Source organism: Rhizobium sp. LC145 (genome assembly GCF_001005825.1).
In the GTDB taxonomy this organism is placed as follows: Bacteria; Pseudomonadota; Alphaproteobacteria; order Rhizobiales; family Rhizobiaceae; genus Neorhizobium.
The window spans coordinates 108,411-124,269 of the sequence record NZ_LBHV01000005.1 but is presented as its reverse complement, the minus strand read 5'-3'; the positions used below and the strand labels follow the sequence as shown (position 1 = coordinate 124,269).

The 15,859-nt window shown below is 61.1% G+C and carries 15 protein-coding genes; 9 read left to right on the top strand and 6 right to left on the bottom strand.

Features of this window, described 5'->3' with window-relative positions:
- Nucleotides 1-24: 24 nt before the first annotated feature.
- The 5 genes from YH62_RS16050 to YH62_RS16030 all read right to left on the bottom strand — a co-directional run bounded on the left by YH62_RS16050 (nucleotide 25) and on the right by YH62_RS16030 (nucleotide 4,953).
- The gene (locus tag YH62_RS16050; protein WP_046795259.1) at nucleotides 25-1,086 is read right to left on the bottom strand and encodes an ABC transporter ATP-binding protein; all 1,062 of its coding nucleotides are present in this window, start codon (nucleotides 1,084-1,086) and stop codon (nucleotides 25-27) included.
- Nucleotides 1,087-1,099: 13 nt separating this feature from the next.
- A complete protein-coding gene (locus YH62_RS16045; protein ID WP_046795258.1) occupies nucleotides 1,100-1,888 on the bottom strand; it encodes an ABC transporter permease in 789 nt (262 codons plus the stop codon).
- Nucleotides 1,885-2,760 carry an ABC transporter permease subunit gene (locus tag YH62_RS16040; RefSeq protein ID WP_046795257.1) on the bottom strand — a complete coding sequence of 292 codons (876 nt, stop codon included), beginning with the start codon at nucleotides 2,758-2,760 and terminating at the stop codon, nucleotides 1,885-1,887. The genes YH62_RS16045 and YH62_RS16040 overlap by 4 nt, the downstream gene beginning before the upstream one ends.
- Before the next feature lie 65 nt (nucleotides 2,761-2,825).
- Nucleotides 2,826-3,929, bottom strand: a complete 1,104-nt coding sequence (locus tag YH62_RS16035; RefSeq protein ID WP_046795256.1) for an ABC transporter substrate-binding protein — start codon at nucleotides 3,927-3,929, stop codon at nucleotides 2,826-2,828.
- Nucleotides 3,930-4,062: 133 nt separating this feature from the next.
- A complete protein-coding gene (locus YH62_RS16030) occupies nucleotides 4,063-4,953 on the bottom strand; it encodes a MurR/RpiR family transcriptional regulator (RefSeq protein ID WP_046795255.1) in 891 nt (296 codons plus the stop codon).
- 169 nt (nucleotides 4,954-5,122) lie between these two features.
- Between YH62_RS16030 and YH62_RS16025 the strand changes: the two genes are divergently transcribed.
- The 6 genes from YH62_RS16025 to YH62_RS16000 all read left to right on the top strand — a co-directional run bounded on the left by YH62_RS16025 (nucleotide 5,123) and on the right by YH62_RS16000 (nucleotide 12,460).
- Nucleotides 5,123-5,893, top strand: a complete 771-nt coding sequence (locus tag YH62_RS16025) for an N-formylglutamate amidohydrolase (RefSeq protein ID WP_046795545.1) — start codon at nucleotides 5,123-5,125, stop codon at nucleotides 5,891-5,893.
- 136 nt (nucleotides 5,894-6,029) lie between these two features.
- Entirely contained in the window at nucleotides 6,030-7,529 is a 1,500-nt protein-coding gene (locus YH62_RS16020) for an amino acid permease (protein WP_046795254.1), read from the top strand.
- 69 nt (nucleotides 7,530-7,598) lie between these two features.
- Nucleotides 7,599-8,969 (top strand): glutamine synthetase family protein, encoded by a 1,371-nt coding sequence (locus tag YH62_RS16015; protein WP_046795253.1) that lies wholly within the window; start codon nucleotides 7,599-7,601, stop codon nucleotides 8,967-8,969.
- Nucleotides 8,970-9,006: 37 nt separating this feature from the next.
- Nucleotides 9,007-10,392, top strand: coding sequence for an aldehyde dehydrogenase family protein (locus YH62_RS16010; protein WP_046795544.1), 1,386 nt, complete (start codon nucleotides 9,007-9,009; stop codon nucleotides 10,390-10,392).
- Nucleotides 10,389-11,534: an iron-containing alcohol dehydrogenase gene (locus YH62_RS16005; RefSeq protein WP_046795252.1), complete on the top strand. Its 1,146-nt coding sequence runs from the start codon at nucleotides 10,389-10,391 to the stop codon at nucleotides 11,532-11,534. The genes YH62_RS16010 and YH62_RS16005 overlap by 4 nt, the downstream gene beginning before the upstream one ends.
- A gap of 206 nt (nucleotides 11,535-11,740) precedes the next feature.
- Nucleotides 11,741-12,460, top strand: a complete 720-nt coding sequence (locus tag YH62_RS16000; protein ID WP_046795251.1) for an AAA family ATPase — start codon at nucleotides 11,741-11,743, stop codon at nucleotides 12,458-12,460.
- Nucleotides 12,461-12,532: 72 nt separating this feature from the next.
- Here YH62_RS16000 and YH62_RS15995 read toward each other — a convergent pair whose 3' ends face one another.
- Nucleotides 12,533-13,915 carry a L,D-transpeptidase gene (locus YH62_RS15995; RefSeq protein WP_046795250.1) on the bottom strand — a complete coding sequence of 461 codons (1,383 nt, stop codon included), beginning with the start codon at nucleotides 13,913-13,915 and terminating at the stop codon, nucleotides 12,533-12,535.
- A gap of 196 nt (nucleotides 13,916-14,111) precedes the next feature.
- On the opposite strand from YH62_RS15995, the gene YH62_RS15990 reads away from it, so the two are divergent.
- From YH62_RS15990 to YH62_RS15980, 3 genes are all read left to right on the top strand, one after another.
- Nucleotides 14,112-14,951, top strand: coding sequence for a DUF4432 family protein (locus YH62_RS15990; protein ID WP_046795249.1), 840 nt, complete (start codon nucleotides 14,112-14,114; stop codon nucleotides 14,949-14,951).
- Between the two features lie 82 nt (nucleotides 14,952-15,033).
- A complete protein-coding gene (locus tag YH62_RS15985; RefSeq protein WP_046795543.1) occupies nucleotides 15,034-15,372 on the top strand; it encodes a TIGR01244 family sulfur transferase in 339 nt (112 codons plus the stop codon).
- A gap of 67 nt (nucleotides 15,373-15,439) precedes the next feature.
- Nucleotides 15,440-15,781, top strand: coding sequence for a RidA family protein (locus YH62_RS15980; protein ID WP_046795248.1), 342 nt, complete (start codon nucleotides 15,440-15,442; stop codon nucleotides 15,779-15,781).
- The last annotated feature ends 78 nt before the right edge of the window (nucleotides 15,782-15,859 follow it).

Genomic DNA, 15,859 nt, shown 5'->3' with positions numbered 1-15,859 from the left:
TGCGTCGCAAGCCTGAACCGGGGATTAGTCCTCGACGACGAGAAGGTCGCCTGCAGCAAAACGCAGCGTCACCTTCTCGCCCGGAGCAGGTATTATGGCATCCGGCGAGTTGAACATGTCGAAGGAAACCTGGTTGCCGCCGATGTCGATCTTCGTGCGGATGACCGAGCCCAGAAAATGAGAGGACACGACTTCGCCGGCAAGCGCCGTATCGCCCTTGGCATTCGCAGCGATCGAGCCTGCTTCCGGCCGGAGCGCCAGCGAGAGCTTGTCTCCGCTCTTCCTGCCGGCAAGCGATTGGCGAAGCCCGACAAGTTCACCGCCGATCTTCACCGTATCGGCGGCGGGATCGGCCACGGTCGCCTCGATCATGTTCAGCGTGCCGACGAACGAAGCCACGAAGCGGGTTGCCGGGCGATTGTAGATTTCCGAGGGCGTGCCGATCTGGTCGGCGCGGCCGGCGTTCATCACGACGATCCGGTCGGAAATCGACAGCGCCTCCTCCTGGTCGTGCGTGACGAATACGGTGGTGATGCCGAGCTGGCGCTGGATCTGGCGGATTTCCTCGCGCAGCGAGACGCGGATCTTCGCATCGAGCGCCGAAAGCGGTTCGTCGAGCAGGAGCACCTGCGGCTTCGGCGCGAGCGCGCGGGCAAGTGCTACGCGCTGCTGCTGCCCGCCCGAAAGCTGGTAGGGATAGCGGTCCGAAAGATGATCGAGCCGGATCAGCGCCAGCATCTCCTTCACGCGCGCCTCGATCTCCGCCTTCGGCTTGCCCGCCACCTTCAGCCCGAAGGCGACATTGTCGAAGACATTCATGTTGGGAAAAAGCGCATAGGCCTGGAAGACCATGCCGATGTTGCGCTGGCTGGTCTTGAGGTTGTTCTGGTCCTTGCCGTTGATGCTGATCCGGCCGCCGCTCGGCATTTCAAAGCCCGCGATCATGCGCAGCACTGTAGTCTTGCCGCAGCCGGAGGGCCCGAGGAAAGAGATGAATTCTCCCTTCTCGACGGACATGTCGAAATCCTTGACGACCTGCGTAACGCCGAAACTCTTGTTTATGTGGTCGAGAACCAGAAACGACATGCAATGAAATTCCTCAAGTCCGGGCGGGCGCCAGTTTGCTGAAACGGGAAACGAGCTGGAGCAGACCCATCGACAGCCAGGTAATGGCGAATGCGATGATCGCGAGCGCGGAGGGCTCGTAGGCTTTGTTGGCGCCGACAAGCTGCAGATAAGGGCCGAAGGCCGGGCGGTTCAGGAGAGCGGCCATGGTGAATTCGCCCATGACGATCGCGAAGGTGATGAAGGCGCCCGAGAGCACTCCCGACATGACGTTCGGAAATATGCAGCGAAACAGGATGGTCGGCCATTTTGCGCCGAGGCTTTCGGCGGCTTCGGTCAGCGTGCGCACGTCGATCGCCCGCATGGCGGTATCCACGGCGCGGTACATGTAAGGCAGCGAAAGGGTGATGTAGGACAGCACGAGCAGCATGTTCGTGCCGGCGACGGAACCCGTGAAGGGAAGCCAGGACGAGGAATTGTAGAGCCTGAGATAGCCGAAAACGATGACGATCGCGGGGATCACCAGCGGCAGCAGGGTGATGAACTCTACCACCGGCCGAGCTTGGGGAAGGCGCAGCCGCACCCAATAGGCAGTCGGAACCACCAGCAGCATCCCGAAGACGATGGTGAAAAGCGCCATCAGCATGGAAAAGCCGAAGGTCGCGCGAAACTGCATGTCCGAGAAGACGGAGTGATAGGCATCGAAGGAGTAGGCATCGCGGCGCATGCGCATCGAGAACTCGAACGTGCCGATCAGCGGGACGAGGAAATAGAGCGCGCCGATGGCGATAGCAGTCCAGGCGAGTATCTTCTGCGCCTTCATTTCTGCCACCGTTCGGCGCGCATCCGCAGCCAGATGAAGAGGATGTTGGAGATGCCGGTGATGAGGATCATTCCGAGCGCCAGCGCATAACCGAGATTGGGATTGTGGAGAACGTCGCCACGTATCTGCGCGTAGAGAAGGATCGGCACGATGTTGAGCGAGGAACCGGTGAGCGCATACGCCGTGGCGATCGCTCCGAAGGCATTGGCGAAGAGCAGCAGGCTGGTGCCGAGCAGGCTCGGCCAGAGGATCGGCAGTCCCACCATGCGCCAGTATTGCCAGGTCGACGCGCCAAGGCTCTCGGAGGCCTCCCGCCACTCCTTCTTCAACCCATCGAGCGCAGGGGTGAGGATCAGCACCATCAGCGGGATCTGGAAGAACATGTAGGTGATGGTGAGTCCGAAGAAAGAGAGAAGATTGAAGCCGGTGGAATAAAGGTTGAAACCGAACCATTCCCGCAGAAAGACGGTGACGAGGCCGGTGCGGCCGAGCGTGGCTATGAAGGCGAAGGCGAGAGGGACGCCGGCGAAGTTGGATGCCACACCGGAGAAAGTGAGAAGGCCGGACCGGACGAAGGAGGGAAGGCCGCCCAACACGATCGCCCAGGCAAGAAAGAAACCGATGACTGCTCCGCCGAAAGCCGAGGCAAAGGAGACCTTGATGCTGATCCAGTAGGCGCTGAGGATTGTGGGGGTGAAAAGGCCGGTGATGTTCTCGAAGGTGAATTCACCCGCAGAATTGAAGAAGGCTCCCGCGACGAGATAAAGCGTCGGCATGACCAGAAACATCAACGCGAAGATCATGAACGGCGCGATACCCAGCCAATCGATGACGGTGCGGCGGTCGATGAGACGGGGCGAGGCTATGTTCAGGGGTCCTTTTCGGCAGGAAAAGAAAAAGCCCCCCCGCCGATGGCGAGGGGACCGATTGCACGGTGTTACTGGACGTTGGCACCGACGACGCTATCCCACTTGGTGGTGATCGCGGTCTTGCCGGCTTCCTGCTCCGCAAGGGTCGGGAAAACAGCCTTTTCGTAAGCGGCCGCGGGCGGCAGCTTGTCGAGCATTTCCTGCGGAACCTTGCCCTTGGCGACGAGGTCGTTGAAGCGGATAGGGTGGCAATAGCCCTTCAGATAGCCGAGCTGGCCTTCGTCGGAGTAGATGTATTCCATCCAGAGCTTGGCGGCATTCGGATGCGGCGCGAAGGCGGAGATCGCCTGGACGTAGACGCCGGCGACGACACCGGTTTCGGGAACGATCACGTCGAGCGGCGGATTGCCTTTCAGCGTATCGCGCCAGGTGAGGCCGTTATAGTCCCACGCGATGACAATCGGCGTCGAGCCTTGCGCAAGCGAAGCGGACTTACCGATAACCGGGACGAAATTGCCGGCTTTGTTGACCTCCGCGAAGAGGCTGAGTCCGGCTTCCCCAGCTTTGGTTGCATCCTTCTCGCCTCCGGCGATGCCGGCCGCATAAACCGCCTGCACGGCCTGGTTGGAGCCGCGCGGATCGCCTGCAAGTGCAACCGCATTGGCATATTCCGGCTTGATCAGGTCCTTCCAGTCCTTCGGCACCTCCTTGACGATGTCGGTGTTCACAACGAAGGACAGCACGCCGTAATAGTCGCCGTACCAGTGACCTTCGGCATCCTTGGCGTCTTCCGGGATGCTGTCCCAGGTCGAGACCTTATAGGGCTGGATCAGGCCCTCGGCCTTCGATGAGGGGCCGAAGGAGAGGCCGACGTCGATCACGTCGGGAGCCTGCGGGCCGGTATTGCCCTTATTGGCCTTGATGGCTTCGATTTCGTCGCCCGAGCTTGCGTCCGGGTTCAGTTCGTTGACCTCGATGCCGTATTTCGCCTTGAAGCCGGCAATGATGTCGCCATAACCGCACCAGCTATGGGGCAGGGCGATGGTCGTCAGCATGCCTTCCTTCTTGGCGGCTTCGATCAGTTCGGCGCTGGGTTCGGCAGCCGCGAGGCTGGTGGAAGCGATGAGGGCTGCGGTCGTCAGCGACAGCAGGCGTCGGTTGTTCTTGAGCACGGTATCCTCCTAGGGTTCAGGGCGTCTCGGCGCACTCGTAGAGCCGTTTCATGAATGCGATGTGACAGCCAGGTAGGTGAGCATTTTCTCATAAGTTCCCTATTTGGCTGTCGAATTTTACATGCGCATGCGTTTACTCGGAACGGGGCTGGCGGCCCGGTCGGCGGAACAATCGCGTCCGCTCGAACAGGCCTTCCAGCGAATTCATGCGTTCCCGGGTCTCCGTCCATGTGGAGCTTTGTACGGCCTCGATGAGAGCCTCCACGACGAAGAGGGTTATGACGGAGGAATCCCAGGCGGAGGGCGCCTCGATCCGCACCTTGAAGATGTGCTCGGCATGCTTGGCCACGGGCGATGACCAGACATCCGTGAACAAGATGATGACGACGCCGTTGGCCCTTGCGGCTTCCGCGAGCGTCGCCATCTCCTGCTCGTAACGGCGGATATCGAAGATCACCAGCACATCGCCAGCATTCATGTTCAGCACATGCTGCGGCCAGGAACTGGAATTGGTGGAGATCAGCGTCGTCTTCGGGCGGATCACCTGCATATGGGTGAAGAAATATTCCGCAAGCGCGCCGGTGATGCGGCCGCCGACGAAATAGATGCCGCGGTTGCGGTCGCCCAGAAGAGCCGCCGAACCTTCGAAGGTTCTGGTGTCGAGATCGGAGAGCGTATCGCGCAGATTGCCGGTGATGGCATCGGCGAAACGGTTGAGAATGTGCGTGCCCGGCGCATTGGACGCCCAGCGATCATGCTTGGCGATCGGGTTCGAGAGCGTTGCCTCGAGTTCCTGATGCAGATGCGATTGGAACTCCGGATAGCCCTTGTAGCCGAGCTTCTGCACCATGCGCGCGACGGTCGGCGTGGAAACGCCCGCACTCTCCGCAATCGTCGTGATGCTGCCGAGGCCCGACACCGGGTAGTTCTCCAAAATTCGGTCCGCAAGCTGACGTTCAGCGCGTGTGAGGCTTTCGTAACGAGTGCGGATGACATCCGATACGGTACGCGCTGTGGTTGGCACGGAACTGTTCCCTTTCCCGGTCTTCGCCGGTTTGAGAAGATTTAACAATCGTTCCAGCACATGTGTCAATGGCGGCTCTGAAAAGATTTTTTCAGATTTGGATTGACCTTGGCTGAAAGTTGAAGAATTCTCTTCGTTAAGGTTGTTTCAATCATATTCCGAGGCGATCATGCTGGTTCAGTCGGAGTTTTTCACGAAGGCGGACGGTGATCCCGTGGCCGTGGAAAACGCTGACGGGCGCGGCGAGGTGCTGCTGGTTTGCGAACATGCCTCCCGCCGCCTGCCGGAGCGCTACGGCGACCTCGGGCTTTCGCAAGAGGCGCTTGCCTCTCATATCGCCTGGGATCCTGGCGCGCTCGCCGTTTCACGGCTGATGTCGCGCAGCCTCGACGCAACGCTGATCCACCAGCGCTTTTCCCGGCTGATCTACGATTGCAACCGCCCGCCGGAATCTCCCGCAGCGATGCGCGACGTCAGCGAGATCTTCCGCATTCCCGGCAACGAGAACCTGACGGAAGCGGAGCGGTCGCTGCGGACCACCTCGCTTTACCTGCCGTTCCATGGGCGTATCCGCGAGGAGATCGCAGCCAGGCGTGCGCGGGGACGGCCGACGGTGCTCGTTACCGTCCACAGTTTCACGCCGGTCTATTTCGGAAAGCTGCGCGAGGTCGAAATCGGCATCCTGCACGAAAAAGACAGCCGGCTTGCCGATCGCATGCTTGCAGCCGCCGCAGACACGCGTCTCTACCATGTCGCGTGCAACGAGCCCTATGGGCCGGCGGATGGGGTTACGCATACGCTCGAGGTTCACGCCATGCCGGCGGGGCTTCTGAACGTGATGATCGAAATAAGGAACGATTTGATAGCAGACGAAACCGGCCAAGGGGTCGTGGCCGATTTCCTGACAGGCCTGCTGCGGGAAAGTCTCGCAGACGTCTAACGATAAGACCCGGGGAGCAGTGGAAGCTGCGACGCGCATCGACACCGAGAAACAAGCGGGCGGCGTGCGAGATTTTGAGGGGCGTGGTCGGCATTTGACGCCGGCTGCCCGTTTTCTTGGATCAGGAGAGAAGGGCATGGAAAGTTCATCCGCAGGCGTCAGCTACAAGAAGGCTGACGCATCCTATTTCGAAAAGAGGGGCCTCTCGCGCTATGCGGGGGTCTGGTCGCTTTGGGCGCTCGGCGTCGGAGCCGTCATCTCTGGCCATTTCTCCGGTTGGAATTTCGGTTTCGCGACCGGCGGCTGGGGCGGCATGCTGGTCGCCGGCATCATCATCGCCATCATGTATCTGGGGCTCACCTTCTCGATCGCCGAGATGAGCCCGGCATTGCCGCATACGGGGGCGGCCTATTCTTTCGCCCGCACGGCGATGGGGCCATGGGGCGGTTTCATCACCGGGCTTTGCGAAAACGTGGAATACGTGCTGACGCCGGCGGTGATCGTCACCTTCATAACGGCCTATGTGAACTCGATCTTCGGGCTCGATCCCGCCTATTCGCCACTGATATGGATCGTCTTCTATCTGATCTTTCTGGGGCTCAACGTCTTCGGGCTGGAGCTTTCCTTCAAGGTCACGCTGGTTATCACGGTGATTTCGCTGGCGGTGCTGGTGTTCTTCTGGATCAGCGCCATTCCGAGCATGGATTTCTCACGCTGGGCCCTGAATGTCGGCGTCGGTCCGGATGGCGCGGCGGTGGAACTGCCGGAAGGCAATGGCGAATGGTTCCCCTTCGGCTTCTCCGGCGTGCTCGCAACGCTGCCTTTCGCCGTGTGGCTGTTCCTGGCCATCGAGCAGCTTCCGCTTGCGGCCGAGGAGTCGGTCGATCCCAAGCGCGATATGCCGAAGGGCATCATCCTCGGCATCATCACGCTGATGATCTCCGCCTTCATGATCGTGCTCCTGAATCCTTCCGTGCCGGGTGTCGGCTCCTTCCATCTCGGTTCCTCGCTGGAACCGCTGCTGGACGGCTTCCGGGCGATCTACGGCGACAGCGGCGTCGTGCTTCTCGGCCTCGTGGCGCTGACGGGTCTCATCGCCAGTTTCCACACGATCCTCTACGCACAGGGCAGGCAGATCTATTCGCTGTCGCGGGCAGGTTATTTCCCGACGGGGCTTTCCGTCACCCATTCCTCCTACAAGACGCCTTATGTCGCGATGATCACGGGTTCCGTGGTCGGGCTGGCGGTCATGCTGGCGATCTGGTTCGGGCTCGGCGCGGAACAGGGCGGCAGCATCATCGGCAGCGTGCTACTCAACATGGCTGTGTTCGGGGCGATGTTCTCCTACATCATGCAGGGGATATCGTTCATCATCCTGCGCAAGAAGCTGCCCAATATCGAGCGGCCCTTCCGCTCGCCGCTCGGCATACCGGGAGCCGTCTTGACGATCATCATCGCGATCGTCACCCTGATCTACCAGGTACAGGATCCGAATTTCTCGAAGGGGGTTCTCTGGGTTGCCATCTGGTTTGCGATCGCGATCGCCTATTTCGCGGTCGTTGGGCGCCACCGCCTCATCCTCTCCCCGGAGGAGGAGTTCGCGATGGAGCACAAGCAGGCGGCTTCGCTCGTCTAAGGCCGAATGGACGCGGCCTTCGGGCCGCGTCTTCCCTTACGTTATCTTCATAGGAACGGATGCACAGGCATGGCTGCCACATATACTTTCGATGAGTTGAAGCAGGATGTCGCCGCCGGCAGCATCGATACCGTGATCGCGGCCCAGGTCGATATGCAGGGTCGTCTCATGGGCAAGCGGTTCCAGGCGGAATATTTCGTCGAAAGCGCCTACAAGGAAACCCATAGCTGCAACTATCTGCTGGCGACCGACATGGAGATGGAAACCATCTCCGGCTACAAGGCGACGAGCTGGGAGCAGGGCTATGGCGACTACACTATGAAGCCCGATCTCTCGACGTTGCGGAGACTCCCCTGGCTGGAAGGCACCGCGCTGGTCATCTGCGACGTGCTGGATCACCATACCCATGAGGAAGTGCCGCATTCTCCGCGCGCCATTCTCAAGAAGCAGGTGAAGCGGCTGGAAGACATGGGAATGGCCGCCTTCATGGCGACGGAGCTGGAATTCTTCCTGTTCGATCAGACCTATGACCAGGCGAGAGAAAGCGGCTATCGCGACCTGAAGCTCGCAAGCGGCTATAACGAAGATTACCATATCTTCCAGACCACCAAGGAAGAGGATGTGATGCGGGCGATCCGCAAAGGCTTGCAGGGCGCAGGCGTGCCGGTGGAAAATTCCAAGGGCGAGGCCTCGGCCGGCCAGGAAGAGATCAACGTCCGTTACGCCGATGCGCTGGCCATGGCCGACCGGCATGTCATCATCAAGAACGCCTGCAAGGAGATCGCCTGGTCGAAGGGCAAGGCCATCACCTTCCTCGCCAAATGGCATTACAACGCGGCCGGAAGCTCTTCCCACATCCATCAGTCGCTCTGGAGCGCGGATGGCAGCACGCCGCTCTTCTTCGACAAGGAGGGCGAATACGGCATGTCGGCCACGATGAAACACTACATGGCAGGGCTTCTCAGCCATGCCAGCGAGATCACCTATTTCCTGGCGCCCTACATCAATTCCTACAAGCGGTTCATGGCCGGGACCTTTGCGCCGACCAAGGCGATCTGGTCGAAGGACAACCGCACGGCCGGTTACCGGCTCTGCGGCGAGGGCACGAAGGGCATCCGCGTCGAGTGCCGCGTCGGCGGTTCCGATCTCAATCCCTATCTCGCCATGGCTGCGCTGATCGCGGCGGGCATAGACGGTATCGAGAAGAAGATGGAGCTGGAGCCGGCCTTCGTCGGCGATGCCTATGGCGGCAAGGGTGTCCGTGAGATTCCGCGCACGCTGCGTCACGCCACAGAACTGATGGACAATTCCGAGCTGCTGCGGGAGGCTTTCGGGGACGACGTCATCGACCACTACGTGCGTGCAGCCAACTGGGAGCAGGAGGAATACGACCGCCGCGTGACCGACTGGGAAGTGGCGCGCGGGTTCGAACGGGCGTAAATCGCCCACATCCAACGAAAGAATGGGAATTTCGATCATGACGATGATCCAATGTATCTCGCCGGTCGACGGTTCGGTCTATGCCGAGCGTCCGGCGATGTCGCTGGAGGCGGCGACCGAGGCCGTGCAGCGCGCGCGGAAAGCGCAGAAGGCCTGGGCGAAGCGGCCGCTCGAAGAGCGTGTCCATCTCGTGCTGAAAGGCGTCGCGCGTCTCAACGAGATGGTCGAGGAAGTGGTGCCCGAGCTTGCCTGGATGATGGGCCGGCCGGTGCGTTATGGCGGCGAGTTCAAGGGGTTCAACGAGCGCTCCAATTACGTCGCCTCGATCGCCGCCGATGCGCTCGCTCCGCTGCGCGTCGAGGACAGCGCGAGTTTCGAGCGCCGCATCGAACGCGAGCCGCACGGCGTCGTCTTCGTCATCGCGCCCTGGAACTATCCCTATATGACGGCGATCAACACCGTCGCTCCGGCATTGATGGCGGGCAATACCGTTATCCTGAAACACGCCGCGCAGACGCTCCTGGTCGGAGAGCGCATGGTGCGCGCCTTCGCCGAGGCGGGGGTGCCGGAAGACGTGTTCCAGAACATCTTCCTGGATCACGAGACGACTGCGAAGCTGATCTCGCAAGGCCTGTTCAACTTCATCAATTTTACGGGCTCGGTCGAGGGCGGCCGGTCGATCGAGCGGGCAGCCGCCGGTACCTTCACCGGCATCGGACTGGAGCTTGGCGGCAAGGATCCAGGCTATGTGATGGGGGATGCCGATCTCGACGCGGCGGTGGATGTGCTGATGGACGGCGCGACCTACAATTCCGGCCAGTGCTGCTGCGGCATCGAGCGAATTTATGTGCATGAGTCGCTCTATGACGACTTCGTGGAGAAGTCGGTCGCGTGGGTGTCCAACTACAAGCTGGGTAATCCGCTCGACAAGGAAACGACGCTCGGACCGATGGCCAACAAGCGCTTTGCCAAGGTGGTGCGCGAGCAGCTCGCCGATGCCGTCTCGAAGGGTGCCAAGGCGCTCATCGATCCGAAGCTCTTCCCGGCCGATGACGGCGGCGCCTATCTCGCGCCGCAGATCCTCGTGGATGTCGATCATTCCATGCCGTTCATGCGCGAGGAAACCTTCGGACCTGCGGTCGGGATCATGAAGGTGAAGACGGATGACGAGGCGATCGGCCTCATGAACGACAGCCGGTACGGGCTGACCGTTTCGCTCTGGACCAAGGATGCCGAGCGTGCGGCGAAGATCGGTCGCGAGCTCGAAACCGGCACCGTCTTCATGAACCGCGCCGATTATCTCGACCCGGCGCTCGTCTGGACGGGCGTCAAGGAAACCGGGCGAGGGGGATCTCTTTCGGTGCTCGGCTTCCACAACCTGACACGCCCGAAATCCTATCATCTGAAGAAAGCAGCCCAATGAATATCGTCGCGAACTGGAGCTATCCCACCGCCGTCAAACTTGGCCGTGGGCGGATCAAGGAGCTGGCGGACGCCTGCAAGACATTGGGGCTCAGGAAGCCGTTGCTTGTCACCGACCGAGGACTTGCCTCCATGGCGATCACCGGGCATGCGCTGGATATCCTGGATGAGGCCGGGCTTGGACGGGCGATGTTTTCCGAGGTCGATCCCAATCCCAATGAGAAGAACCTCGAAGCCGGCATCAGGGCATACAGGGAGGGCGGCCATGACGGCGTCGTGGCCTTCGGCGGAGGTTCGGGCCTCGATCTCGGCAAGCTGATCGCCTTCATGGCCGGCCAGACGCGGCCTGTCTGGGATTTCGAGGATATCGGCGACTGGTGGACGCGCGCGGATGCCGCCAAGATTGCGCCGATCATCGCCGTGCCGACGACGGCCGGCACAGGCTCGGAAGTGGGCCGGGCAGGGGTGCTCACCAATTCGGAAACCCATGTGAAGAAGATCATCTTCCATCCGAAGATGCTGCCGGGCGTGGTGATCTGCGATCCGGAACTGACCATGGGCATGCCGAAGGCGATCACCGCCGGCACGGGCATGGATGCCTTCGCCCATTGCCTGGAAGCCTATTCTTCGCCCTTCTATCATCCGATGTCCGGCGGCATCGCGCTCGAGGGCATGCGGCTCGTCAAGGAATTCCTGCCGCGCGCCTTCAAGGACGGCGCGGATCTCGAAGCCCGCACCAACATGATGTCGGCTGCGGCCATGGGGGCGGTCGCCTTCCAGAAGGGATTGGGCGCGATCCATTCCCTCTCCCATCCGATCGGCGCGGTCTACAATACCCATCACGGCATGACCAATGCGGTCGTCATGCCGCCGGTGCTGCGCTTCAACCGTCCGGCGATCGAAGAGAAGATCGCGCGGGCTGCAGCCTATCTCGGAATTTCCGGCGGTTTCGACGGCTTCTACGACTACGTGCTGTCGCTGCGCTCGGAGCTTGGCGTTCCCGAGAACCTGACGGCGATGGGGATCAAGCCGGATCGAATCGACGAGCTGACCGCCATGGCGATCGAGGACCCGAGCTGCGGCGGCAATCCGGTGCCGATGACCAAGGAAAATACCAGACAGCTTTTCCTGGATTGCTTCTGAGCTGAAGGCGTTGCGGGGCAAGGCGGTGCGACGGTCAATCCGGCGCGCCGCCTTGGTTTTCAGGGGATGGAGATTTGCGAAGCAGAGTCCTTTATGCCCTAAATTAATAAATCATTAACCATGTTTGGAAAGGATATGGGCTATCGGCACCATGCGATGGTGTCTCTTCGAGCGATGCCGCTCGTGCTTCCTTCAAGGAAATGAAAATGCCCGTAATATCCTTCGCCAATGCCAAGGGAGGCGCCGGTAAAACGACCGCAGCGCTTCTGCTGGCCACCGAGCTCGCCCATCAGGGCTTTCGCGTCACCGTCATCGATGCCGATCCGCAGCAGTGGATCAGCCAGTGGTACGAGACCTCCGGCCGGGTGCGCAATATCGAGGTCATATCGGAAGTGACCATCCCCTCGCTGCAGTGTCATCTCCGCGAGATGGCCGCAACGACCGACTATTTCATCGTCGATCTCGCCGGCGCGCGCGACGCGCTGGTCACGACGGCGATCAGCCTTTCCGATCACGTGATGATCCCGGTCCAGGGTTCGGCAATGGATGCCAAGGGAGCGGCGCAGATCCTCGATCTTCTGTCCTTCCTGAAGGAGAAGGCCAACCTTTCCATTTCCCATTCGGTCGTGCTTACGCGCGTCACCTCCATGGTGACGACGAGGGCGCTCCTCACCATCAAGGGCCTGCTTGCGGCGCGAGGCGTCAACGTGCTCAACACGCCGATCGGCGAGCGTGTCGCCTTCAGGGAACTCTTCGAGGCCGGCGGTAGCCTCCATACGCTCGATGTGGCGAAGGTCAGCAATCTCGACAAGGCGCGGGAGAATGCCGACGCCTTCGCCAAGGAGGTTTTACGCCTGATGATGCCCGTCAGAACGGCTCGTTCGGCAGCATCCCGACTTCTGGGGCTGAAGCGCGACGCCGCCTGAGACCGTTATCGACAGAAAGGAAAAAGGCGCCGATCGGGGCGCCTTTCGTTTTGAGCATTTTGGCGGAACGCATCACTCAGTGAATTCGACCGTGGTTCCGGGCTTCACCATCTTGGCAAGCTCGGTCGCATCCCAGTTGGTCAGGCGTACGCAGCCATGGCTGTTGGTCTTGCCAATCTTGGAGGGCTCCGGCGTGCCATGGATACCGTAGGTGGGTTTGGAAAGCGCGATCCAGACGGTGCCCACGGGACCGTTCGGGCCTGGAGGGATCTGCAGGATCTTGTCGTTGTCGCCCTGCTTGAAGTTGATCTTCGGGTTATAGGTATAGCCGGGATCGAGCGCGATGCGCTGCACCGTATGCGTGCCGGTCGGGGAGGGGGTGTCCGTCGATCCGATCGTTGCCGGATAGGCGGCGATCAGATTGCCGTCCGCTCCGTAGGCGAAGACCTGCTTCTTGCTTTTATCCGCCACGATGCGGGTGACGGAACCGGCTTTCGGCTGACCGGGATTGATGACCTTGATGATCGTGCCGGGAATGGTGAAGTCGACACCGGGGTTGAGCGCCTTCAGATAGCTCTCGTCCATGTGGAACTGCTCGGCCAGCTTCTCGCTCGTCGAGGTGAACGACATGGCCGGCATCTGGGACTTGTGCGCATAGTCTTCCGGGATCGATGCCACGTAGGGACCGGCCGCATCCGCTGCCGTGATCGTGTAGTCGACGATCGGCAGGCCGCCGGAATAGGAAAGCCGGCGCATGATGTCTTCGGAATTGTTCGGATCGAGCGTTTCGCCGGTCATTTCCTGCCAGGCGGCGATCGCCTTGTTGACGTTCCCGCCAAGATGGCCGTCGATGACGCCCGGCGAGATGCCTTCACGGTCGAGGAATACCTGCAGGGCGGCGATTTCCGCGCGCGGTTTCTTCGTCACCGGAATGATGGGCTGTTCCGGCTCCAGCGCTTCGCGACGCTGCTCTTCCGGTTCGATCGAGGCCAGGTCTCCGTTCGGGGCGTCGACGCCGGGCGGCGGCGATTCTTCCAGCGGCATACGGGTGACGGAATCGTAGCGCGGAACGGAGCCGGTGACCACATCCGGGTCGCCCGGCTGGTACTCGCGGTAATCCCGGTAGCCGCCACCACCACCCCCACCATAATCCCGATAGCCGCCGGGAGGAGGCGGGTATTCGTCGACGCCACGCGGGCGGGAACCCTCCCGACGCATCTCGGTCGCTACGACATTGCCGTAGGCATCGACCAAGACCCGGCGTCCCCTGCGATCTTGGCGGATGGTTACTTCACCCTCTTCCGGTATATAGTCGAGGATCGCGCCATCCGGTGCGACGAGAACCGCGTCGGACGGATACCGGTCATAGTATCGGACCTGAGCCTCGGCCGAGGACGTGCCTTGAAGCGCCGCCGCGAGGGCGAGAGCGAGGCCTGCTAGATAGAAGCGCTTCACGATGACACCAGTTCCTTAAGATGCTTTCAGCCACAAAACCTGAAGGATAGGATTGGTTCCGTATCCGTGCAGTTCCAGCCACAGACAAAGTAATTTTGACAGTAGTGTGGAAAAAATGAATTCGCCGTGAATAGAACCTTAAAATCCTCCATCTAATGCGTAACCACCTATGTGTAGTGACCAAAATGGAGCGAACATGAAGGCGTTTTCCGCGGCTGCCGGACCGAAGCTGATGTTGGACCAGGCGTCGGTTCTCGATATCGGCTCATGTTGGATAGGCGGGGTCGATCTCGCGCCCGGCCGGGCCATCCCCGACGACGGCGATCCGCGAATCGATCATTCGCTCGAAGGGTTCCTCTTTACCTGCGGGCCGGACCATATCCGCCACCCGGAGCCGATCGAGAAACATGCGGACGGAAAGAAATATCCGCTGCATGGCTCTTTCTCCTCGCATCCGGCCGAAATCGTCTTCTGGGACGCGCAGGAGGAGGGCGCGGAATGCCGCGCGCGGGTGCCGGTCACCATGGCGAATGGCGGGACGGCGCTCCTCGAGCGTCATTGGCGGATCGACGGGGCGACGGGCGAGGTCTCCCTTGCCGACAAGCTGACGAATACGGGCACGAAGGCATTCGCGCCGGTTCACATGTACCATATGAACATCGGCGCCTGGCTTTTCGACGACCATGTGAAGCTTACCGGCAGGATGCTGGAAGGCGGAGGTTTTCCCTGGAGCTTCGGCGAGGATCCCGGCGGCGTCTTCTGCGTGCCGGCGAGTGAGGCCGGCGAACAGTGGGCGCAGATCGCTCTTGGCCCGATCGCGGCCATCGGCGGATTGACGCTGAAGGTCAAGTTCCGCACCGACACGCTGCCGCATCTGCAGATCTGGCGCAATCAGCAGGCGCCCGCGCATGTGCTCGGCATAGAGCCGGTCTCCCATCGCTGGGTGAGCCGCTACGAGCTTGCCGAAAAGGGCGAACTCCACTTGCTCAAGCCCGGCCGCAGCATCGACTACGCTCTGCGTTTCTGCTTCGTCTGATGCTTATCCAAGAGCGTGATTGACGCCCCGGCGGCGTCATCGTAATGGGTTGGGCCTCATCGAAAAGCCGGAGGGCATTGCCATGGACATCCGCCAGATCAACGACGAGTATTCCGTTACCGGACAGATCACGGTCGAGGACCTGGATCAGATCAAGGCGATGGGATTTCAATCGATCGTCTGCCATCGTCCGGACGACGAGGAACCCGGCCAGCCGCACTTCGCCGAGATCGAGGCGCGCGCGAAGGAGCTGGGCCTCGACATCCGGCACATCCCGGTCGGTCGCATGGGCGTGGAGGCCGAGAGCGTCAACGCAATGGTCGACGCGCTCGACGAATTCCCGCGTCCGATGCTGGGCTTCTGCCGCTCCGGCGCGCGTTCCACGGCCATCTACGAAAAGAGCCAGCACATCCGCGGCTGATATCTTCTCATGCCTCGTGCCTTGGCGCGAGGCTTTCCCCGCAGCACATAAATTCAGGAGCATATCCATGACCATCAAGCGCATCGAGCCGGGCGCCCGCATGAGCGGTGCCGTCGTTCACGGCAACACCGTCTATCTGGCCGGACAGGTCGGCGAAGGCGAGAGCGTCACCGATCAGTGCAAGTCGGCGCTTGCCGAAGTGGATCGCCTGCTTGCCGCTGCCGGCTCCGACAAGTCCAAGATCCTGCAGACGATCATTTACATCTCGGACATGTCCTATTTCGGCGAGATGAATGCCGTCTGGGAAGCCTGGATCGACCCGGCCAATCCGCCGGCCCGCGCCACCAGCGAAGCCAAGCTCGCCGCGCCGAAGTACAAGGTCGAGTTCATCGTCACGGCCGCGGTCTGATTTCGAGCAGACCCCCTCCGTCATGCTCGGCCTTGTGCCGAGCATCTGTCCACGTCAAACGTGATTAGATCCTCGGGA

What these genes read in the sequence shown, in the direction of transcription:
- YH62_RS16050 (WP_046795259.1), bottom strand. Translation starts at nt 1,086, where the DNA reads ATGTCGTTTCTGGTTCTCGACCACATAAACAAGAGTTTCGGCGTTACG.
- YH62_RS16045 (WP_046795258.1), bottom strand. Translation starts at nt 1,888, where the DNA reads ATGAAGGCGCAGAAGATACTCGCCTGGACTGCTATCGCCATCGGCGCG.
- YH62_RS16025 (WP_046795545.1), top strand. Translation starts at nt 5,123, where the DNA reads ATGCTGGTTCAGTCGGAGTTTTTCACGAAGGCGGACGGTGATCCCGTG.
- YH62_RS16020 (WP_046795254.1), top strand. Translation starts at nt 6,030, where the DNA reads ATGGAAAGTTCATCCGCAGGCGTCAGCTACAAGAAGGCTGACGCATCC.
- YH62_RS16015 (WP_046795253.1), top strand. Translation starts at nt 7,599, where the DNA reads ATGGCTGCCACATATACTTTCGATGAGTTGAAGCAGGATGTCGCCGCC.
- YH62_RS16010 (WP_046795544.1), top strand. Translation starts at nt 9,007, where the DNA reads ATGACGATGATCCAATGTATCTCGCCGGTCGACGGTTCGGTCTATGCC.
- YH62_RS16005 (WP_046795252.1), top strand. Translation starts at nt 10,389, where the DNA reads ATGAATATCGTCGCGAACTGGAGCTATCCCACCGCCGTCAAACTTGGC.
- YH62_RS16000 (WP_046795251.1), top strand. Translation starts at nt 11,741, where the DNA reads ATGCCCGTAATATCCTTCGCCAATGCCAAGGGAGGCGCCGGTAAAACG.
- YH62_RS15990 (WP_046795249.1), top strand. Translation starts at nt 14,112, where the DNA reads ATGAAGGCGTTTTCCGCGGCTGCCGGACCGAAGCTGATGTTGGACCAG.
- YH62_RS15985 (WP_046795543.1), top strand. Translation starts at nt 15,034, where the DNA reads ATGGACATCCGCCAGATCAACGACGAGTATTCCGTTACCGGACAGATC.
- YH62_RS15980 (WP_046795248.1), top strand. Translation starts at nt 15,440, where the DNA reads ATGACCATCAAGCGCATCGAGCCGGGCGCCCGCATGAGCGGTGCCGTC.